The sequence below is a fragment of the Micromonospora parathelypteridis genome (genome assembly GCF_014201145.1).
GTDB lineage: Bacteria > Actinomycetota > Actinomycetes > Mycobacteriales > Micromonosporaceae > Micromonospora > Micromonospora parathelypteridis.
The window spans coordinates 4,020,203-4,039,008 of sequence record NZ_JACHDP010000001.1 but is presented as its reverse complement, the minus strand read 5'-3'; the positions used below and the strand labels follow the sequence as shown (position 1 = coordinate 4,039,008).

The window sequence follows — 18,806 nt, the reverse complement described above, 5'->3', positions numbered from 1 at the left end:
TGGCCGCCACAATGACCGGGGAACAACCGGGTCCCCGGCAGACCCGGCAGGGTCTGGTCGGCATGCTGCTGGACCGCTTCGGTCACCTTGTCCGCGAGTTGGGCAAGTTCGCCACCGTGGGCGGCGTCGCCTTCCTGGTCGACTTCGGGCTCTTCAACTACCTGACGAGCAGTCGTAACGTCGAAGAGTTGACGGCGAAGACGATCTCCACCGTGATCGCGGCCTCGTTCGCCTTCGTGGGCAACCGGTTCTGGACCTGGCGGCACCGCCAGCGCAGCAACCCGGCCCGCGAGTACGCACTGTTCTTCTTCTTCAACGCGGTCGGCCTCGGCATCGCGGTGGCCTGCCTCGCGATCAGCCGGTACGGGCTCGGCAGCATCTGGCCGGACGTGTTCCAGACGCGCCTGGCCGACAACATCGCCAGCTACCTCGTCGGCGCGGGCCTCGGCACGCTGTTCCGATTCTGGTCGTACCGGCGGTTCGTCTTCGTCGAAGCGGGAACCCCGACCCTTCCACAGGTGAAGCCCGACCCCGATCACGGGGCGTGACCTGCCGCTCACCTCGTTCGGCCGGTGATCGCCGGCCGCACCGACTGCCCTAAGGTGTTTCGCATGCGTCTTGTCCGTCTCCTGCCTGAGCGCTGGCAGAAGTTCATCCACGAGGCGCTCAAGTTCGGCATCGTGGGCGGCATCAACACCGTCATCAATTACGCGGTGTTCAATGCCCTTGCACTGACCGTTTTCGTCAATGGTCAGTTGAAGGCGTCGGTGATCGCGACCATCGTCGCCACGATCACGTCGTATCTGATGAATCGGCACTGGACGTACCGGGATCGCCCGAAATCGGCACTCCGCCGGGAATACGTCCTTTTCTTCCTGTTCAACGGGGCTGGCCTGCTCATTGAACTGGGTGCCGTGGCAGTGGCGAAGTACGGCCTCGACATACACGGCCTGCTCGCGTTGAACGTGGCCAAGACCGCCGGTGTACTGCTGGCCACTCTGTTCCGATTCTGGTCATACCGGACCTTCGTCTTCCAGCCCGTCCCGAAGGTCGAGGTCGAGCCCGACGCGAAGCCCGCAGCCACCTGGCACAGCATCCCGCGTGACGAGTGGGACACGATGGCGGAGATGGACCCGGTCGCCGAACTGGCCGAATCCGTGTCAGAGCTGGAAGAGGCGGAAGCGGAACGCGCCGACCCACCGCCCGGCGCGCCCACTCAGGGGCGGTCCAAGCGGCTGAGCGTCAGCCCCGCCGCCGACCTGGACGCGGAACTCGCCGCGGAGTTGCACGTCAGCACCCGCCGCGCGCCCCGCCGGTGACGGCACCCGACGCCCGCTCCGGCACTGGGCAACCTGCCGAGCTGTTCTTCGAAGATCTTGTCCCAGGGCTCACCGTCGACCTCGGTGTGGTCACCGTGGATGGCGACGAGATGGTCGCCTTCGCCCGCCGCTTCGACCCGCAGTGGTACCACGTCGATCCCGACCTGGCCGGGGCGAGCCGGCACGGCGGGCTGATCGCCAGCGGCTTCTACACGGTCAGCCTGTTCATGCGCGCGTACGTCGACCACCTGCTGTCCCGGGCGGCGGCGGACGCATCCCCCGGGCTGGAGGAGCTGCGCTGGCTCGCCCCCGTGCGCGCTGGCGATCGACTCGCCGTTCGGGTCGACGTGATGGGCGCCCGGCCGTCGACCGCCCGCCCGGGGCTGGGCACCGTCAGCCTCACCGGCACCATGCTCCGCCTCGGCCCGGACGACCGGCCCGAGCAGGAGGTGCTGCGGACCCGCTTCCGTGGCTGGTTCGCCGTGCGACCGGCCGAAGCCGACCCAGCCGAAGCCGACCCAGCCGAGGCCAACCCAGCCGAGGCAAGCCCAGCCGACGCCGGCCCAGCCGAGGCAAGCCCAGCCGCTAACGCCGACCAGCCCGTCAGCGGCACGCCGAGGGCCGAACCACACGACTGACCCGCCCCCACGCGTACGGCAGGGGCGGGCCTCAGGCGGTCCGGATCAGGTCGTGGTGTCGCGCAGCGGCTTGCCGTCCTGCATGTCGGCGAGGATGTCGCGCATCTCCCCGTCACCCAGCGAGTGCTTGTCGTGCTGTGCCTCGACCAGCTCGTACAGGGTGGTCTGCACCTTTCCGACGTTCGGCACGTCGGCGAGCACCGACTGGCCGCGCTCACCGGCCGACTCGATGGTGAGCGTGCCGCAGCCGAGCAGGCGCTCGAGGAACCGCTGGTTCATCGAGTGGTCGTTGACCCGGGTGAGCGGAAGGTCCCGCCGGTCACGGGAGAAGACACCCTGCTGGATCAGCACACGCTCGTTCGTGAACAGGTAGTGCGTGGTGCGCCAGACCAGGAACGGCCACAGGCCGAGCCAGAGCACCGCGACCAGGGCGATCGCCCCGATCACGGCCAGCACGATCGAACCGCCGCCACTCTCGGGCAGCAGGAGCACACCGACCACCACCGCCGCAATGGCCAGCACCAGCACCGCGATCGGCTGGATCAACGCCTTCCAGTGTGGGTGCAGATGGAGCACGACATGCTCGTCCTCGGTGAGCACGTCTTCAGGAAACGCCACGACAACCTCCATCGCCATTTTTCCGACGCGCAGACGGTAACCGGTCCAACCGCCTGATCGGATCAGCCTCACGGGGGTGCCTTGTGTCAACAGCGAGACCTTTCGCCGCCGGAGGCCCTCCTGGCAGCGAAAGTCCAGGACGTCACCGAAGGTGCAGGACGTCTCCGGCGGCAAGGGTGCGGTTGCCGTCAGGGGTGGTGACGATGAGCTGGCCGTCCGGGTCGACTCCGGTGGCGGCGCCGGTCAGGGCCTCGCCGTTGGGGAGCAGGACGCGTACCTCGCGGCCGACCGTCGCGCAGGCCGCCAGGTAGGCGTCGCGCAGGCCACTGGCCACCGCATCACCGCCCGCGGAGCGCCAGCGGTCGTACCAGTCGGCGACCGCCCGCAGCAGGGCCCGCAGCAGCGGGTCCCGGTCGGTGGCCGCCGCCCCGGCCAACTGCAGCGAGGTGGCCGGTAGCCCGGTCGGATTCTCCGGCAGCTCGTCGGCGCGCAGCGTCACGTTGAGCCCGATGCCGAGCACGATGGCCGGCGGTTGGTCCGCCGAGCGCCCCGGCACCGCCTCGGCGAGCACGCCCGCGCACTTCGCGTCGTCGATCAACAGGTCGTTGGGCCACTTCAGGGTGGCCTCCAGCTCGGCCAGCCGGGCCACCGCCTCGACCAGCGCCACGCCGGCCAGCAACGGCAGCCACCCGTACCCCGTGGGGGTCGCGGGCAGCCAGCCGCGATCCGGCACGGCCTCGCCGGGCCGCAGCAGCACGCTGGTGGTGATGCCGGCCCGCGCCGGCGACTGCCAGACCCGACCGCGGCGCCCACGCCCGGCGGTCTGCCGTTCGGCGACCACGACCAGGCCCTCGGGCTCACCGGCTCGCGCCGCCTCGGCCACGTCGGCGTTGGTGGAGCCCGTCTCGGCGCGCAGCTCCAGTCGGGCCCACGGCCCGTTCGGGGCGACCAACGCGCGGCGCAGCCGGGCCGCCGACAGCGGCGGACGGTCCAGATCGGTGTACGGGGAGCCCGACATTCCGCCAGCCTACGACGGTGGTCGCGTCGACACTGAGGCGTACTGCACAGCGGCGCCCACCTGAACCATCGTTATATTCCCTGGGTGACTACCGAGACCGGGACCAACATCCACAGCACTGCGGGCAAGCTGGCGGACCTGGAGCGCCGGGTCGACGAGGCGGTGCACGCCGGGTCGGCCCGCGCGGTCGAGAAGCAGCACGCGCGAGGCAAGAAGACCGCCCGTGAGCGGATCGAGATGCTGCTCGACGAGGGCTCGTTCGTCGAGCTCGACGAGCTGGCCCGGCACCGTTCCACGGCCTTCGGGCTGGAGAAGAACCGCCCGTACGGCGACGGCGTGGTCACCGGCTACGGCACGGTGGACGGCCGGCAGGTGTGCGTCTTCGCGCAGGACTTCACGGTCTTCGGCGGCTCGCTCGGTGAGGTCTTCGGCCAGAAGATCGTCAAGGTGATGGACCTGGCCATGAAGATCGGCTGCCCGGTGGTCGGCATCAACGACTCCGGTGGCGCGCGCATCCAGGAGGGTGTGGTCTCGCTCGGCCTCTACGGTGAGATCTTCTTCCGCAACGTGCGGGCCTCCGGCGTCATCCCGCAGATCTCGCTGGTCATGGGGCCCTGTGCCGGCGGCGCGGTCTACTCGCCGGCGGTCACCGACTTCACCGTCATGGTCGACCAGACCTCGCACATGTTCATCACCGGACCCGACGTGATCAAGACGGTGACCGGCGAGGACGTCGGCATGGAGGAGCTGGGCGGGGCACGCACGCACAACTCCCGCAGCGGCAACGCGCACTACCTCGCCAGCGACGAGGAGGACGCCGTCGACTACGTCAAGGCGCTGCTGTCGTACCTGCCGTCGAACAACCTCGACGAGCCGGTGGTCCTCGAGGCTCCCGCCGAACTGGCGATCAGCGACGAGGACCGGGAGCTGGACACCCTGATCCCGGACTCGGCCAACCAGCCGTACGACATGCACAGGGTGATCGAGCACGTCCTCGACGACGGGGAGTTCCTCGAGGTTCAGCCGCTCTACGCGCAGAACATCGTGGTCGGCTACGGCCGGATCGAGGGGCGGCCGGTGGGCGTGGTCGCCAACCAGCCGATGCACTTCGCCGGCACCCTGGACATCGCCGCCTCCGAGAAGGCCGCCCGGTTCGTCCGCACCTGCGACGCGTTCAACATCCCCGTGCTGACCTTCGTGGACGTGCCCGGCTTCCTGCCCGGGACCGGCCAGGAGTGGGACGGCATCATCCGCCGGGGCGCCAAGCTCATCTACGCGTACGCCGAGGCGACCGTCCCCAAGGTCACCGTGATCACGCGCAAGGCCTACGGCGGGGCGTACGACGTGATGGGTTCCAAGCACCTCGGCGCGGATCTCAACTTCGCGTGGCCGACCGCGCAGATCGCCGTGATGGGCGCGCAGGGCGCGGTGAACATCCTCTACCGCTCCGAGCTGGCCGGCGCCGAGGACCCGGCGGCGGTCCGGGCCGAGAAGATCGCCGAGTACGAGGACACCCTGGCCAACCCGTACGTGGCGGCCGAACGCGGCTACATCGACTCGGTGATCGCGCCGCACGAGACACGCACCCAGATCGTCCGGGCGCTCCGCGTCCTGCGCACCAAGCGGGAGACGTTGCCGCCGAAGAAGCACGGCAACATCCCGCTCTGATCTCGCCGCTGCCTGCTGGCCCCGAGCCGAGGGTCAGCAGGCAGGGTTGGCGGCGGCGCACATCCGGGCAACCGCCGCCACGGCGAGCTGGCGGAGTTTCGCCTCGGTGCCGTCATCTGCGATGCGGAGCAGCGAGACAGTGTCGCCGACCCGGACGACGGCCAGGAGGGTCGGCGGCGGTGCATTGCCGAACGTCTGCCCGGTCTGCACGTCCCGAGGGGCCGTGACCGAGTCCCGCAGGATGGCGGCGTCGTCCCCCGCGAAGCCCCGCTGCACCACCGCCCACCGGTGGATCACCTCCATGATGTGGGTGCCGTCTGCCGTCTCCCACTTCTCGACGCTTCGCCACTCGGCGCACGGCGCGACCAGGTCGTCCAGACCGGTGAAGAGCTGTCGAGCCGTCTGTGGTTCCAGCCTGAAGAGATCCTGCATGACCAGTGCGTCGCCCGGCACCAGGACGCCCTGAGTGGGCTTCCGCATGAGGGTCTGCGAACGGGACAGGATGGACATTTGCCAGCCGTCCGATCGCCCCTGGCTCGTCCGGCAGTGGCCGAGCGTGTCCTCCAGCCGGACCGGCTCGCCCAGCCCCGCCTGGCTGAGCTGCACGTAGACCGGCTGCGGCAGGTCGGCTGGCTGCAGCAGGGCGTCGGTGGTGATCTCGTGCCGGGTCGGCGAGGCGGAGGGCGCGGCGGCCGGCTGAACCAATGGCGGGGACGTCCTCGGCGCGGCGACCGCCACGGCGGAGAACCCGGCGAGGGCCAGCACGACGGTCGCGACCACGATCTTGCGCTGGCTGCGGCGACGGCCCCGGGAGCGGATCTCCTCCGGGGCGAGCCAGCGCGCGTCCCGCAGGTCCCGCTGGATCCGTTCGACGAACGTCGGGTCGTCACGCATCGGTGGCCTCCTCCAGATCAGAGACGGCGAGCAGACCGGCGAGCGCGGCACGCCCCCGGGAGAGTCGGGCCTTGACCGTGCCCACCGGGGCCGCGGTCTCCCGCGCCACGTCGGCGACCGGCATGCCCATCAGGTAGTACAGGGCGATGGCGACGCGTTGTTCCTCGGGCAGTAGACGCAGCGCGGCGACCACTTCGACGGTGTCGGTGCCCGGTCCGGGAACGGTCTCGGTGACCCCGTGTCGCAGGTACGCGCGGGCCCGGCTGCGCAGGCTGCGCCACCGACTGACCGCGATCCGGCTGGCCACCACCCGCAGCCACGCCTCCGGGTCGTCGTACCCGCTGACCGTCGACCAGCGCTGCCACGCCCGGATGTACGCCTCCTGCACGGCGTCCTGCGCCTCGACCCGGTCGCCGGTGAGCGCGTAGACGAAGCCGAGCAGCCGTTGCCGACTCCCCCGGTAGAACTCGTCGAACCCGTCGACGTCCGGCACCCGCTACCTCCCCGTGTCGGTCGCAGGGAACACGCACCGGGTGGGGGCGGCGGTTGCCCCGATCAGGCGATCATCTTCTCCAGCTCGGCGAGCGGGAACGCGCCGGCCCCGATCCGCTCCCGGACCGCCCGGCGTACGGCCCGCTGGACGGCGACGTTGGCCGGCGTTGGTACGCCGTGCAGCCGCCCGAGCAACGCGATCTCCCCGTTGAGGTGGTCGACCTCGGTCGAGCCGGTGCCCCGGGCGAGGCTCTGCCAGGTGGAGCCGCCGGAGCGGGCCTCCCCGTCGACCGGGCGCTGCCCGACCAGGTCGCCGCGCTCGGCCTTCTCCTCCTCCGACGAGGTGTGCGCGATGCCGGCGGCGGCGAGTGCGGCGACACCTTCGGCGCGTACCCGCTCGGCCAGCGCGTCCGGGATGTCCCGGCCGAGCAGCGCCTGCAGGCCGTTGCCGAGATTGCTGAGCAGCTTGCCGTACTTCCAGCGCAGCACGTCCGCGCGAACCGGAGCGACGAACCCGGCCGCGCTCAGATCGGCGGCGATCGCCCGGTCGGTGTCGTCGGCGCCGCCGGGGTAGCGCCCGATGTGGAGCATCCCGGGGTGCGGGTACCCGTTGGCCACCACCACACCCGGATCCAAATGGGTGGCCGGCAACCAGACGCAGACCGGGTGCACGTCGGCGAAGAGCCGCAGCGCGGCCCGCTCGTTGGCCACCCCGTTCTGCGCGGTCAGCAACGGCAGACGCTCGCCCGCCGTGCCACCGCCGACCACCGGCGCGTCCACCCAGGCGGCCAGCGCGCCGGCGGTGTCCTGCGACTTGACCGTGAGGACCAGCACCGTGTCCGCTGGCAGCGGCTGGTCACCGGGGCCGTCCACGGCGGCGAGCCGGGCGGTGACCTCCCCGTCGGGCTGTCGCAGGGTCAGACCCCGCGCGCGGATCGCGTCCAGATGCGCACCCCGGGCCACCAGGGTCACGTCCCGGTCGGCGTGAGCCAGCCGTACGCCAATGGTTCCGCCGACCGCACCCGCCCCGATGATCACATACCGCATACCGCCATTCTGCCCGCCCGTCCCCCGCCCTCGTGCCGGCCTCCCAACCCGGGCCGGGGGCGGTTACTGCGTCAGGCCGGCGTTGGTGAGGATTGGCCCGGCGAGGAGGAGCGCACCCGCGACCAGGGCCGCCAGGTTGACCAGGGCGAAGACGGTCACCCAGAAGATCGCCGGGAACGGGGTGAGCCCGGCGAGTTGGTCAGCGTCGGAGGCGGGCATCCGGCCCCGCGAGCGCAGCCGCTGCAGCTCGACCACCGGCCGCACCCCGCCGAGCAGCAGGAACCACACCCCGACGTACGCGAACGCGGCCTGGACCTGCGGGGTCGCGTACCACGAGACGGCGAACACCAGTGCGCCGGTGACCAGCAGGGACACCACGCCGAAGGCGTTGCGGATCATGATCAGCATGGCGAGCAACAGCGCCACCGCGACCCAGAGCAGCAGGGTGATCCGGTTACCGCCGAGCAGCCAGGCGCCGGCCAGCCCGACCAGCGGTGGGGCGACGTAGCCGGCGAGCAGGGTGAGGATCATGCCCGGCCCGGTGGGACGGCCAGCGGAGAGGGTCAGCCCGGACGTGTCCGAGTGCAGCCGTATGCCACGCAGCTTGCGGCCGGTGAGCAGCGCGACCAGGGCGTGCCCACCCTCGTGCGCGATCGTGATGGCGTTGCGGGCGATCCGCCACGGCAGCCGGGTGGACACCACCACCAGCGCGACCGCCGCGGTGATCAGCACCAGCAGCGGGGGCGGGTCCGGCTGCGCGCCGAACAGCGTGTCCCACAGGTCGCTCAGCCCGTCGATCGACATCATGGGGCGCGAGCCTACCGGCGGCGTTCCATGTCGTTCCCGAGGCACCGGCTCGCATCCTGTGAGACTGATCGGGTGGCGAGTGAAGCGGGAGGTGAACGCAGGTGAGCGCAGCACCCGCTGGCAGCTCGACCCGGCCCCCCTGCGCTGATCCGTCACGCTTCGCTGACCGGGACGATCAACGCTCGCCGATGAAGCTTTTTTCAGCTTGCCTTGCGATCTAGGGCACTTACCTCCAAAGATGGATGTCGATAGAGCGACGTCCTTGGAGGCACTCATGGCCCGTACCTCGTCATCGCTGCGCCGCGTGCTCGCGGCCGGCCTCACCGTCCTCGCCACCGCGGCGGCGGCCCTGGTCGCGACCGCCGGACCGGCGGCCGCAGCCACCACACCCGGCATCGACGTGTCCCGCTACCAGGGCACCATCAACTGGACCAGCGTCCGCAACGCGGGCATCCAGTTCGCCTTCATCAAGGCGACCGAGGGCACCACCTACAAGGACCCGAACTTCAACGCGAACTACGTCAACTCGTACAACGCCGGGGTGATCCGCGGGGCGTACCACTTCGCCCGGCCCAACATCTCCGCCGGCTCGACCCAGGCCAACTACCTGGCCTCCAACGGCGGCGCCTGGTCGGCGGACAGTCGCACCCTGCCGGCCGCGCTGGACATCGAGGCGAACCCGTACAGCGGTGGCTACTGCTACGGGCTCAGCACCACCGGGATGCGCAACTGGGTGCAGGACTTCCTGAACACCTACCGCTCCCGCACGGGCCGGTACGCCGTCATCTACACCACCACGAGCTGGTGGAACCAGTGCACCGGCAGCTGGACCGGCCCGTGGGCGAACCACCCGCTCTGGCTGGCCCGCTGGGCGAGCGCGCCTGGCGCCCTGCCGGCCGGCGCTTCGGTGTGGAGCTTCTGGCAGTACACCAGCACCGGCGCTGTCTCCGGAATCAGTGGAAACGTCGACCGCAACTACTGGAACGGCGACCGGAGCCGGCTCATCGCCCTGGCCAACAACACCTGATCGGGCCGTTGGCGGCAGCGGGATCGACGGTCACCACACGGTCGACAATCGGTCCGGCTGCCGCCACACACCGGTGCGGGTCAGACCCGCCGTCGGGTCAACGCCGGCGCCATCACCGGAGCATCCTCGCGGACGAGCGCGTCCCGCCGGCTGAGCCGCCGGACGCCCACCGAACCAACGGTGATGGCAACGACGCCGAACAGCGCGACGAGTACCGGAAGCCCAACGCTGATCAGCAGCAGTGCCACATCGCCGAGTGCGACGAGCATCCACAGTGCCAGCCGGGGCCGGGCGTTCCTGTATCGGTAACCCATGTCGCACCTCCCTCCGTCGTTGGAGATCAGATACCCCGAACGACGCAAGAACATGCGAGAGAGGTTCGCGCAGGTGCGAAACGCCTGTCAGTTGACCCGATCGGGCTTGAAGCCCTTGACGATCTGGTCGAAGTTGGCGAGGTTGGCCTGCCAGTCCTTCTCCGCGATCTCCCACCGGATGGCGTAACCCCGGTTGGTGGCGGTTACGAAGCCCCGGTTGCGCACGTGGATGCGGGTGCCGTCCCGGGTCTCCAGCCACTCCCAGTCGGCGCAGGTCCGATACCAGTCGCAGGACTTGATGCTGCCCACCAACTGATAGTTGTTGACCAGGCTCTTGCGGTACGGTTCCTGACCCTTCCAGTCGACGACCGCGTCCTTCTTCGGGCTGGAGGTCCACTGGACCAGCATCTTGCCAGGCCCGCCGGACTGGTTGAAGACGACCGTGTCCGAGCTGGTCTGACGGCCGCTCCAGCCGGGTGGGAGCGGAATGGAGAAGGTCGGCCCCTCGTGCAGCTTCCAACCCGCCGGCAGCGCGTTCGGGTCGGTCGACGGCGTGGCCGAGGGCGACGCACTCGGTGCGCCCGTGGTGGGCGGAGGCGCCGCCGGAGCCGAGGACTGCGCCGGCGCCGACGTCGCGGCCGCACCGGTCGTCGGGCCGGTCTGCGGGGTCTCGTTGTCGTCGCCCTTGGTGAGCATCGGCACGATCACCACGAGGCCGATCAGCAGCAGGGCCACAAGCGCCCCGATCAGCACGTTGCGTCGGGTGTTGTTCGGCTTCGTGCCGTCCGACGGCGGGACCGCCGCACGCCCGGCCGGACTCACCGGCGGCATGAGCGACGTCGGCGTCGTCGGCTTGCGCTGCTCCGGGGCCACCGGCGGTCCGTCGACCACAGTCGGTTCGTCGTCGACGTTCGCCGTACCGTCGCCGGTCGTGTCGGCCGTGGCCGTGACCTTCGCGGTCGGGTCGGCATCGGACGGGCTGTCGATCGTGGCGGTCGGCTCGGCCGGCACCACCGCGGTCGGGTCGGCTGGCACCGGTGCGGTCGGGTCGGAATGCTCGCCGGAGGGGACGACGGTCGTCGGCGTGGCATCGGCGGCGGGGCCCGCAGCGGCGGCAACCGAGGTCGCTGCGGCGGCCGGCGGCGGCGACACCGGCCGGTCGACACTCTCGGCCGGTCGCGGCGCGGGGACCAACGGCGGGCGCGGCTCGCGGGGACCGTTCGGCCCCGGCCGACGTACGCCATCAAGCAGCGAGATCCCGCGCGCACGCTTGCCACCGGCCCGGCGCAGCAGGCGTTCCGCCACCTCGGCGGTGATCCGCTCGTTGGGGTCCTTGCGCAACAGACCGTTCAGCACGGCCTTGAGCGGGCCGGCGTTCTTCGGCGGCGGCATCGGTTCGGTGGCCAGCGCGGCCAGCGTGGCGATCGCCGACGGCCGCGCGTACGGCGACTTGCCCTCGACCGCCGCGTAGAGCGTCGCGCCCAGCGACCACAGGTCGGCCTCCGGCCCGGCGGTGCCCTCCCGGGCCCGCTCCGGCGAGATGTACGCGGGCGAACCGAGAACCATGCCGGTGCGGGTGACGTTGGGGTCACCGGGGATGGTGGCGAGACCGAAATCGGTCAACACCACCCGGCCGTCCTCGCCGAGCAGCACGTTGCCGGGCTTGACGTCGCGATGCATGACGCCCGCCTTGTGGGCGGCGTTGAGAGCGCCCAACACGCCGAGCCCGATCTCGACCGTGCGGGCCACCGAGACCGGACCGTCCTCGGCGAGAGTGTCCTGCAACGACCTCGACGCCACGTACTCCATGACGATCCACGGATCGCCGTCGGTGCGCAGCACGTCGAAGATGCGGACCACATTGGCGTGGTTCAGCCGGGCAATGGCCCTGGCCTCCCGCAACGAGCGCTCGCGCATCTCGCGGCGCTCCTCGTCGGTGAGACCGGGCGGCGGCACCAACTCCTTGATGGCGACGTCCCGGTGCAGCACCTCGTCGCGCGCCTTCCACACCCGGCCCATGCCGCCCTGGCCGAGCGGCGACAGAAGCCGGTATCGGTCAGCGACAAGTTGGGGGAGCGCATTCGACATCGCTGAGACGGTACCCGGACCCGCCGACGGTCACACCGCCGGCACGCCACTGTGCGCTTCCCGCAACTTCGCGCCGCGTACCCTGGCGTCATGTCTGCCGAAGAGCCGCTGTTCCGGGTCGTTCGCGGCGTGCCCACCGCCGAGGAACTGGCCGCCCTGGTAGGGGCGATCATCGTCCGGTCCCGCCCGGCCTCCGCTTCCGCGCCGGCAACCCCGTCCACCTGGGCACGCAGCGGTCGACCGGCCGGCCGTGTCGGGTGGCGCACCGCCGGCCTGCCCCGCTGACCCGACCCGCCGTACGGGGGCTGCCAGGGGCCGCGCGGAGCCGTTACCCTCACTCAGGGAAACGGTGCCGTGACAGGTAGGGAGGATCAATGATCCCCGAAGAGGACCGGCCAGCGCCCTGGCTGCGCGGTTACAGCGGCATCGAGGCCGACATCAGCCAGCTCAGAGAGTTCGCCGACCGGCTCGCCGCCGAGGTCGAGAACAACTACGCCCCGCACCTGTCGTACATCGCCGAAGACATGTCCGCCAAGCTGCCCAACCCGTGCGACGCGTTCATCGAGCTGGTCACTTTCCTGCACGCGCACCACGAGACGCAGCAGGCCACCGCCGACATGGTGTACGCCGTCCGCGGCGCCACCGGCCACCTGGCTGCCGCCGCCGATCAGGTCGCCTCCCGATACGCCGACAGCGACGCCTTCACCGCCGCACGAGTGGTGGACGTGCGACAGGCCCTCGCCGACCCGACAACCATGCTGCCCGGCGGCCCGACGCCGATGCTGACCGACCCGACCGGCCCCGACGCCGAAAAGCCGGTGGTGCTGCCGTGATCGAACGGGGCACCGGCCGCACGTCCGGCCTCACCGACTGGCAGCTCATGGACGTCAACAGCATGTGGGCCTGCCTACAGGACCACGACACCGCCAACCACTGGAAGCAGGTCGCCGGCTGGCGCAAGGTCTGCGACCTGGCGCAAACCCACCTCGGCCGCCTCCGGGAATACCGGCGCGGCCTCGCCGAGGCATGGCCACCCGAAACCAGCGCCGCCTCCAGCACGTACCTCGCCGAACTCGACGAGCTGATCGACAAGGTGCAGCGCACCCACAACGCCGCCGCCGCGAACTACACCGCGCTCTCCGCCGCCACCCAGGCCATCGGCACCACCCGCGCCGCCCTCCGCAAGATCCATGAGGAGTACGCGACCAAGTTCCAACAAAAGCAGGCGTACGAGTCGATGGCCGCCGACCCGAAAGCGGTGATGGGTAACCGGGTCACCGAGGCGCCCGTTACCGACGGGGAACTGGAACGGCTGAATGTGCAGGCACGGGCCGCGATGTTCAGCCTCAGCAGCGAGCTCCAGCAAGCCCAAGCAACCCTCCAAAAACCACCAGCAGCACCGAAGAGCGCAAGGCAGCCGGACGATCCCGATGTGTACGGCAGTTATCCGGCGCCCGTGATTCCGCCCATCGTGCCGGTACCCATATCCACCTCCACAACCACCCATGCTCGAAGCGCAGGTCCCGAGCGGATGAGTCCGGCACCCGTAATACCGGGGGTGGGACCAGTTCTTGGGGGAGCCACGGCGGGAGTTCCGTCGGCACCCACCAACACGGCCACGCCCACGATTCAGACGCCGGGCACGGTCGTCCCACCAGCCCCTGCCGGGCCCGGGCTTGCACCAGGGATACCCCCTGGTCTTCCCATAGGCTCGTCAACAGCGCCGGCCGCACGGACTAACCAGCCTGGGGCACTCGCAAGGCCAGTCAATGGCGGCACCGATGGTGGTGCGGCGCGGTCCACGCCGCCCGTTCGCCCCGCGCCTTCTGCCGGATTGATCGGGGGTATTCCAGGATTGAGTACAGGTCCACCCACGGGCAACGCTGGCGCCCCTAGAAGAATCAATCCGGTTGGCGGGGTCATTGGCGGCGGCAATGCAGGGACCGGACCCACTGGTTCAGCAGGAAGCCGGCCAGGTGGGGGACGCAGCATCAATGGAAGCGTAGGCGGCTTCCCGATCGGTGGTGCACCCGGATTGCCTGGAAGCGCGGGCCGCCCGGGCATCCTGGCGGAGTCCGAGGAGAAATCCCGTCGCTGGGATCCAGATAACCCTTGGGAGACCGATCAGGGCGTCCCTCCGGTGGTTCAACCTCCAGACCGGGACGATCCGATCGACCCGGGTCCTGCAATTGGCTTCAGCAGGTAATGAACCCGTTCCTAGCAAGAGTTTCCAGGATCATTCTGGCCGGAACACTGCTACCTGCGAGCCTCGCTGCCCCAACTCAAGATGCGGACCTCATACGAGGCGATCAATGGCATCTTCCGTTTCTTCGCATCGATGAGGTGCGCCTGCTAAGCCAAGGGTCCGGCGTGGTCGTCGCGGTTCCCGATACAGGAGTCGACCCCCATCCTGACCTAAGCGGAAATCTGCTGGTTGGCACAGACGTCATTCCCGGCGGTAGCGGCGACGGACGCCAAGATCGAGACAGTCATGGAACTTCGATGGCTGGCTTGATAGCAGCCCATGGAAGAACTAACGATAAGGGCGCTATCGGCATCGCGCCTATGGCAAAGATTCTCCCAATCCTTGATACCCCACTTAATGGCGAGGGCGATCCTGACGCGTTGGCCTCCGGCATCGAGTTTGCCGTCACGCGGGGCGCCGACGTTATAAGCATCTCAGCCGTCGCCGGCGCCAGCGTGCGACTTCAGCAAGCGATTAGAGCCGCCCAGGACGCCGACATCGTAGTAGTAGCCGCGGCCGGCAACTGGCCTCCAGACACTGGCGTGCGTTTTCCGGCCAGCGAAGAAGGCGTGATCGCCGTTGGTGGTGTCGGGCGCGATGGACTGCACGCTGCCGTCTCCGTGACCGGTCCGAAAGTCGACGTGGTCGCTCCCGCGGTCGACATCTACAGCACCAGCTATGACGGAAAGTATTCGAAGGGCACTGGAACATCGAGCGCCACGGCGATCGTGGCGGGGGCGGCGGCCTTGATTCGATCCAAGTACCCGTATCTGCCGGCGCGGGAGGTGGCGCACCGGCTCACGGCCACGGCGGTCGACAAGGGCGCGCCTGGGCGCGACGACGAGTACGGCTATGGCGTGATCGATCTTGTGGCGGCGCTGACGGCAGACGTACCGCCGCTGGGGTTTGAGTCTGTGAGCGCGCCGGCCGGTGCTGGCCCGACGACGACGGCTGGTGCTCTGCCGGGTGATGAGGGCGGCGGTGCGACCGCGCGTGGCCTGGCCACTCTCGGGGTGATCTTGGCTGCCGGGGTCGGATGGGCGGTGGTGGCACGGCGGCGTCGACGCGGCGATGATCCGCCGCCCAGGATCAGTCGCTGACTGGCCGGCGGACGGCGCTCGACTCGGTTGCCTTGGTTTGGCGGCGTCTGGGGCGGTGGGTTACCCCGAACTGGGGCTGAATCGGGTCGCGCGCGGTGGGGGCGGGTCGCTCGCGGGTTGATCGACTCCATATCGGCGATATTGCGGGATCCGATGCGGCTGATAGGCCGATGTCGGCGATATGGAGTCGATCAAGGTTGCTTCGGGGCCAGTTCGCCGAACACCAGCGTGACGGCCGCCAAGGCGGTTGAGCGTGAGTGGCGGGGGTGGTGAGCCGGTAACGTCGCGTGGGTGTCTGAAACTCTGCCGCTCCGCCTCGTGCTTGCCTCAGCGAGCCCTGCCCGTCTCAAGTCTCTCAAGGCCGCCGGAATCGAGCCGGATGTGCTGGTCAGCGGGGTGGACGAGTCCTTGGTGGTGACCGAACGGGCCGAGGAGTTGTGCCTGGAGTTGGCTCGGCTCAAGGCGCAGGCGGTGTTGACCCGACTCAGCCCTGGCGCCGACCAGCGGACGCTGGTGATCGGCTGCGACTCGGTGCTCGCGTTCGACGGGGAGATCCTCGGCAAGCCGGCCGACTCGGCGGACGCGACCCGGCGATGGTTGCGGATGCGGGGGCGCAGCGGCGTTCTGCACAGCGGGCACTGCCTCATCGACGTCACCGCCGGGCGGCGCGCGGAGGCGGTCGCCTCGACCACCGTCCACTTCGCGGACATTAGCGACGACGAGATCGCCGCGTACGTGGCCAGCGGTGAGCCGCTCGCGGTTGCCGGCGCGTTCACCATCGACGGGTTGGGTGGGCCGTTCGTGGAGCGGATCGAGGGTGACCCCGGCACGGTGATCGGGCTGTCGATGCCGCTGCTGCGTCGGCTCCTCGCGGAACTCGACCTCCGCATCACCGACCTGTGGACGAAGGTCGCGCCCGGGGGCCAAACGGTCGAGCCGATCGGTAACGTCCGGTCATGACCACCAAGTCGATCCCGCTCACCGACGAGCTGCACGCCTACCTGATCGCACACGGCTCCCCACCGGACGAGATCATCCGGGACCTGGCCGAGGAGACCCGCTCGGTGCTGCCGGAACACGCCACCATGCAGGTGGCCCCGGAGCAGGCCGCCTTTCTGACGTTCCTCACCCGACTGCTCGACGTGCGGCAGGCCGTCGAGGTCGGCACGTTCACCGGGCTCTCGTCGCTGGCGATCGCCCGCGGGTTGCCCGAGGGTGGGCGGCTGACCTGCTTCGACATTTCCGAGGAGTTCACCGGCATCGCCCGGCGCTACTGGGAACGGGCCGGCGTGCAGGACCGGATCGACCTGCGCATCGGTCCGGCCGGGGACAGGCTGCGGGAGCTGCCGTACGAGCGCCACCTGGACTTCGCGTTCATCGACGCGGACAAGACCGGATACCCGGTCTACTGGGCGGAGCTGGTGCCCCGGATGCGGCCGGGCGGAGTGATCGCCGTCGACAACGTGCTGCGCGGTGGCCGGGTGATCGCTCCGCGGGACGCCAACGATCGGGCCATCGCCGCTTTCAACGACGAGGTCCTCGCCGACGTACGGGTGGACCCGGTGATGCTGCCGATCGCGGACGGCCTGACCCTCGCTCGGGTGCGCTGAGCACCGGGAAGCATCGAGCCCCAGGAAGCAGGCCAGCCACAGACGAGGATGTCGGGGTGTCCTCCCAAGACGGACACCCCGACAACCACGAACGCAGCCCGCGAACCGGTCGGGTCAGCGGACGCTGCGGGCGAACTGCCGGGCGGCCCAGTAGACGCCCAGCGCCGCGAGGACCGCGGTGATGCTCAGGCCCTGCCAGACCTTGTCGCTGCCCAGGTCACCGGCGAACAGCGCCCGGGTGCCGTCGACCGCCCAGGAGAACGGGTTCCAGTTGGCGACGCCCTGCAACCAGCCGGGTGCGAAGGTCAGCGGCAGCAGGATGCCGGACAGCAGCAGCACCGGCTGCGCCACGGTGTTCATCAGGGGGGCCAGCGCGTCCTCGCTCTTGACCTTGAGGGCGACGCCGTAGGAGACGGCCGAGGTCATGAGGGCGATCAGGGCGAGCATCAGGTACGCCAGCAGCAGGTCACCGAGGAACACCCGCAGGTCGAACAGGAGCGCCAGCAGGGTGATGATGACCGCCTGCACGAGGAGCGAGACCACGTCGCGCAGCGAGCGGCCGAGCAGCAGGGCGAGACGGCTGATCGGGGTGACCCGGGAGCGTTCGATGACACCGGCGCGCAGCTCGGCGATCAGGCCGAAGCCCTGGAAAAGGCCGCCGAAGATCGCGAGCAGCACCAACAGACCGGGTACGAAGATCTTGTAGGCGGCGGCCTGGGTGGGCGCGTTGAGTGCCGGCTTGAGCAGCGGGGCGAAGAGCAGCAGGTACATGACCGGCTGGAACACGCCGACGAAGACCCAGACCGGGTTGCGCAGCAGGAGTTGAGTCTGGCGCTGGAAGATCAGCCATGTGTCACGGGCGAATTTCATGAGTCGTCTCCGGGGGTCAGGACTCGCGCAGCGAGCGGCCGGTCTTGGTGAGAAAGACGTCGTCCAGGCTGGGTCGGTGCAACTCGATCGAGCGCAGCTCCAGCCCAGCGTGGTCGAGCCTGCGCAGCACCTGCGGAATCGCGGTGGCACCGTCGTCGACGTAGAGGCGCAGGCCGCCCTCATCGGCGGTCTCCAGCTTGTTGACGTACAGCTCGCCGTCGAGCGCCTTGGTGGCCTGCGGAGTGGCGGCCGGGTCGAGGCCGACCAGCACCACGTCGCCGGAGATTTCCCGCTTGAGCTCGGCCGGCGTGCCCTCGGCCACCACCTCGCCGTTGTCCATGATCGCGATCCGGTCGCAGAGCGCGTCGGCCTCGTCCAGGTAGTGCGTGGTGATGAAGACGGTCATCCCGTCGCCGCGTAGCCGCCGGATCTCGTCCCACATGTGGGCGCGGCTCTGTGGGTCGAGGCCGGTGGTGGGCTCGTCCAGGAAGACGATCTTCGGCTCGTGGATGATGCCGAGCGCGATCTCCACCCGCCGGCGCTGACCGCCGGAGTAGGTGCTGCATTTGCGGTCGGCGTACTCGGTGAGCTGGAAGGCATCCAGGGCGCGGGCCGCGCGCCGCTGCGCGTCGGCCTTGCCGATGCCATACATGCGGGCGTGCAGGACCAGCTCTTCACGGGCGGTGGACTCGTCCCAGGTGCTGCCGCCCTGCGGGACGTAGCCGATCCGCCGGCGCACCTCGGCCGGGTCCTTGCGCAGGTCGGCGCCCGCGATGGTGGCCTCGCCACCGTCCGGCTCGATCAGCGTGGCGAGCATCCGCAACGTGGTGGTCTTGCCTGCGCCGTTCGGACCGAGGAAGCCGAAGATCTCGCCCTCGGCGACCTCAAGGTTGACGCCCCGCACGGCGTCCACCGTCTTCGTCTCTCGACCCGCGCGGGAGCGGAACGACTTCCTTAGCCCCCTGGTCTCGATCATTTCTGCTCCTGGTCGGTCGGGCCGGCCACGCCGGCCGTCGAGTGGGACGACGCCGGACGGCGCACTCCCCCGCTG

At 69.9% G+C, this 18,806-nt stretch carries 21 protein-coding genes; 11 read left to right on the top strand and 10 right to left on the bottom strand.

From position 1 onward, the window contains the following. Nucleotides 1-11 precede the first annotated feature (11 nt). The 3 genes from HNR20_RS32925 (at nt 12) to HNR20_RS18280 (ending at nt 1,957) form a co-directional block, all read left to right on the top strand. Nucleotides 12-548, top strand: a complete 537-nt coding sequence (locus tag HNR20_RS32925) for a GtrA family protein (RefSeq protein ID WP_184188641.1) — start codon at nt 12-14, stop codon at nt 546-548. A gap of 63 nt (nt 549-611) precedes the next feature. Further along, nucleotides 612-1,319: a GtrA family protein gene (locus HNR20_RS18285; protein ID WP_184188638.1), complete on the top strand. Its 708-nt coding sequence runs from the start codon at nt 612-614 to the stop codon at nt 1,317-1,319. After that, entirely contained in the window at nt 1,316-1,957 is a 642-nt protein-coding gene (locus HNR20_RS18280) for a MaoC/PaaZ C-terminal domain-containing protein (RefSeq protein ID WP_221309845.1), read from the top strand. Before HNR20_RS18285 ends, HNR20_RS18280 begins: the two co-directional genes overlap by 4 nt. A gap of 45 nt (nt 1,958-2,002) precedes the next feature. Here HNR20_RS18280 and HNR20_RS18275 read toward each other — a convergent pair whose 3' ends face one another. Both HNR20_RS18275 and HNR20_RS18270 read right to left on the bottom strand, forming a co-directional pair. Then, the gene (locus HNR20_RS18275) at nt 2,003-2,575 is read right to left on the bottom strand and encodes a PH domain-containing protein (protein WP_184181447.1); all 573 of its coding nucleotides are present in this window, start codon (nt 2,573-2,575) and stop codon (nt 2,003-2,005) included. 142 nt (nt 2,576-2,717) lie between these two features. Continuing rightward, nucleotides 2,718-3,593: a biotin--[acetyl-CoA-carboxylase] ligase gene (locus HNR20_RS18270; protein WP_184181445.1), complete on the bottom strand. Its 876-nt coding sequence runs from the start codon at nt 3,591-3,593 to the stop codon at nt 2,718-2,720. A gap of 84 nt (nt 3,594-3,677) precedes the next feature. On the opposite strand from HNR20_RS18270, the gene HNR20_RS18265 reads away from it, so the two are divergent. Beyond that, nucleotides 3,678-5,261 (top strand): acyl-CoA carboxylase subunit beta, encoded by a 1,584-nt coding sequence (locus HNR20_RS18265; protein WP_184181443.1) that lies wholly within the window; start codon nt 3,678-3,680, stop codon nt 5,259-5,261. A gap of 33 nt (nt 5,262-5,294) precedes the next feature. Here the strand turns inward: HNR20_RS18265 and HNR20_RS18260 are convergent, their stop codons facing one another. The 4 genes from HNR20_RS18260 to HNR20_RS18245 form a co-directional block, all read right to left on the bottom strand. Beyond that, nucleotides 5,295-6,155, bottom strand: coding sequence for a hypothetical protein (locus HNR20_RS18260; RefSeq protein WP_184181441.1), 861 nt, complete (start codon nt 6,153-6,155; stop codon nt 5,295-5,297). Beyond that, a complete protein-coding gene (locus HNR20_RS18255; protein ID WP_184181439.1) occupies nt 6,148-6,648 on the bottom strand; it encodes a SigE family RNA polymerase sigma factor in 501 nt (166 codons plus the stop codon). Before HNR20_RS18255 ends, HNR20_RS18260 begins: the two co-directional genes overlap by 8 nt. 62 nt (nt 6,649-6,710) lie before the next feature. Beyond that, complete coding sequence (locus HNR20_RS18250; RefSeq protein WP_184181437.1) at nt 6,711-7,694, bottom strand: ketopantoate reductase family protein; 984 nt, start codon at nt 7,692-7,694, stop codon at nt 6,711-6,713. A 63-nt stretch (nt 7,695-7,757) separates the two neighbouring features. Beyond that, the gene (locus HNR20_RS18245) at nt 7,758-8,501 is read right to left on the bottom strand and encodes a M50 family metallopeptidase (RefSeq protein ID WP_184181435.1); all 744 of its coding nucleotides are present in this window, start codon (nt 8,499-8,501) and stop codon (nt 7,758-7,760) included. A 274-nt stretch (nt 8,502-8,775) separates the two neighbouring features. Here HNR20_RS18245 and HNR20_RS18240 point away from each other — a divergent pair, with 274 nt between their 5' ends. Further along, the gene (locus tag HNR20_RS18240) at nt 8,776-9,528 is read left to right on the top strand and encodes a GH25 family lysozyme (protein WP_184181433.1); all 753 of its coding nucleotides are present in this window, start codon (nt 8,776-8,778) and stop codon (nt 9,526-9,528) included. 80 nt (nt 9,529-9,608) lie between these two features. Here the strand turns inward: HNR20_RS18240 and HNR20_RS18235 are convergent, their stop codons facing one another. Continuing rightward, on the bottom strand, nt 9,609-9,842 hold the full coding sequence (locus HNR20_RS18235) for a hypothetical protein (protein WP_184181431.1): 234 nt from the start codon (nt 9,840-9,842) through the stop codon (nt 9,609-9,611). An 87-nt stretch (nt 9,843-9,929) separates the two neighbouring features. Beyond that, entirely contained in the window at nt 9,930-11,930 is a 2,001-nt protein-coding gene (locus HNR20_RS18230; RefSeq protein WP_184181429.1) for a serine/threonine-protein kinase, read from the bottom strand. Nucleotides 11,931-12,020: 90 nt separating this feature from the next. Between HNR20_RS18230 and HNR20_RS18225 the strand changes: the two genes are divergently transcribed. From HNR20_RS18225 to HNR20_RS18200, 6 genes are all read left to right on the top strand, one after another. After that, complete coding sequence (locus HNR20_RS18225; protein ID WP_184181427.1) at nt 12,021-12,215, top strand: acyl-CoA carboxylase subunit epsilon; 195 nt, start codon at nt 12,021-12,023, stop codon at nt 12,213-12,215. Between the two features lie 89 nt (nt 12,216-12,304). Continuing rightward, nucleotides 12,305-12,763, top strand: a complete 459-nt coding sequence (locus HNR20_RS18220; RefSeq protein ID WP_184181425.1) for a hypothetical protein — start codon at nt 12,305-12,307, stop codon at nt 12,761-12,763. Beyond that, on the top strand, nt 12,760-14,136 hold the full coding sequence (locus HNR20_RS18215; RefSeq protein WP_229686990.1) for a hypothetical protein: 1,377 nt from the start codon (nt 12,760-12,762) through the stop codon (nt 14,134-14,136). Before HNR20_RS18220 ends, HNR20_RS18215 begins: the two co-directional genes overlap by 4 nt. Beyond that, nucleotides 14,136-15,275, top strand: coding sequence for a S8 family serine peptidase (locus tag HNR20_RS18210; RefSeq protein ID WP_184181423.1), 1,140 nt, complete (start codon nt 14,136-14,138; stop codon nt 15,273-15,275). Before HNR20_RS18215 ends, HNR20_RS18210 begins: the two co-directional genes overlap by 1 nt. 291 nt (nt 15,276-15,566) lie before the next feature. Continuing rightward, the gene (locus HNR20_RS18205) at nt 15,567-16,235 is read left to right on the top strand and encodes a Maf family protein (protein ID WP_184181421.1); all 669 of its coding nucleotides are present in this window, start codon (nt 15,567-15,569) and stop codon (nt 16,233-16,235) included. Continuing rightward, nucleotides 16,232-16,885 carry an O-methyltransferase gene (locus HNR20_RS18200; RefSeq protein WP_184181419.1) on the top strand — a complete coding sequence of 218 codons (654 nt, stop codon included), beginning with the start codon at nt 16,232-16,234 and terminating at the stop codon, nt 16,883-16,885. The genes HNR20_RS18205 and HNR20_RS18200 overlap by 4 nt, the downstream gene beginning before the upstream one ends. A 114-nt stretch (nt 16,886-16,999) precedes the next feature. Here the strand turns inward: HNR20_RS18200 and HNR20_RS18195 are convergent, their stop codons facing one another. Then, nucleotides 17,000-17,755, bottom strand: a complete 756-nt coding sequence (locus HNR20_RS18195) for an ABC transporter permease (RefSeq protein WP_184181417.1) — start codon at nt 17,753-17,755, stop codon at nt 17,000-17,002. Between the two features lie 16 nt (nt 17,756-17,771). Next, entirely contained in the window at nt 17,772-18,731 is a 960-nt protein-coding gene (locus HNR20_RS18190; RefSeq protein WP_184181415.1) for an ATP-binding cassette domain-containing protein, read from the bottom strand. Between the last annotated feature and the right edge of the window lie 75 nt (nt 18,732-18,806).

What these genes read in the sequence shown, in the direction of transcription:
- HNR20_RS32925 (WP_184188641.1), top strand. Translation starts at nt 12, where the DNA reads ATGACCGGGGAACAACCGGGTCCCCGGCAGACCCGGCAGGGTCTGGTC.
- HNR20_RS18285 (WP_184188638.1), top strand. Translation starts at nt 612, where the DNA reads ATGCGTCTTGTCCGTCTCCTGCCTGAGCGCTGGCAGAAGTTCATCCAC.
- HNR20_RS18270 (WP_184181445.1), bottom strand. Translation starts at nt 3,593, where the DNA reads ATGTCGGGCTCCCCGTACACCGATCTGGACCGTCCGCCGCTGTCGGCG.
- HNR20_RS18260 (WP_184181441.1), bottom strand. Translation starts at nt 6,155, where the DNA reads ATGCGTGACGACCCGACGTTCGTCGAACGGATCCAGCGGGACCTGCGG.
- HNR20_RS18250 (WP_184181437.1), bottom strand. Translation starts at nt 7,694, where the DNA reads ATGCGGTATGTGATCATCGGGGCGGGTGCGGTCGGCGGAACCATTGGC.
- HNR20_RS18245 (WP_184181435.1), bottom strand. Translation starts at nt 8,501, where the DNA reads ATGATGTCGATCGACGGGCTGAGCGACCTGTGGGACACGCTGTTCGGC.
- HNR20_RS18240 (WP_184181433.1), top strand. Translation starts at nt 8,776, where the DNA reads ATGGCCCGTACCTCGTCATCGCTGCGCCGCGTGCTCGCGGCCGGCCTC.
- HNR20_RS18235 (WP_184181431.1), bottom strand. Translation starts at nt 9,842, where the DNA reads ATGGGTTACCGATACAGGAACGCCCGGCCCCGGCTGGCACTGTGGATG.
- HNR20_RS18230 (WP_184181429.1), bottom strand. Translation starts at nt 11,930, where the DNA reads ATGTCGAATGCGCTCCCCCAACTTGTCGCTGACCGATACCGGCTTCTG.
- HNR20_RS18225 (WP_184181427.1), top strand. Translation starts at nt 12,021, where the DNA reads ATGTCTGCCGAAGAGCCGCTGTTCCGGGTCGTTCGCGGCGTGCCCACC.
- HNR20_RS18220 (WP_184181425.1), top strand. Translation starts at nt 12,305, where the DNA reads ATGATCCCCGAAGAGGACCGGCCAGCGCCCTGGCTGCGCGGTTACAGC.
- HNR20_RS18210 (WP_184181423.1), top strand. Translation starts at nt 14,136, where the DNA reads ATGAACCCGTTCCTAGCAAGAGTTTCCAGGATCATTCTGGCCGGAACA.
- HNR20_RS18200 (WP_184181419.1), top strand. Translation starts at nt 16,232, where the DNA reads ATGACCACCAAGTCGATCCCGCTCACCGACGAGCTGCACGCCTACCTG.
- HNR20_RS18195 (WP_184181417.1), bottom strand. Translation starts at nt 17,755, where the DNA reads ATGAAATTCGCCCGTGACACATGGCTGATCTTCCAGCGCCAGACTCAA.
- HNR20_RS18190 (WP_184181415.1), bottom strand. Translation starts at nt 18,731, where the DNA reads ATGATCGAGACCAGGGGGCTAAGGAAGTCGTTCCGCTCCCGCGCGGGT.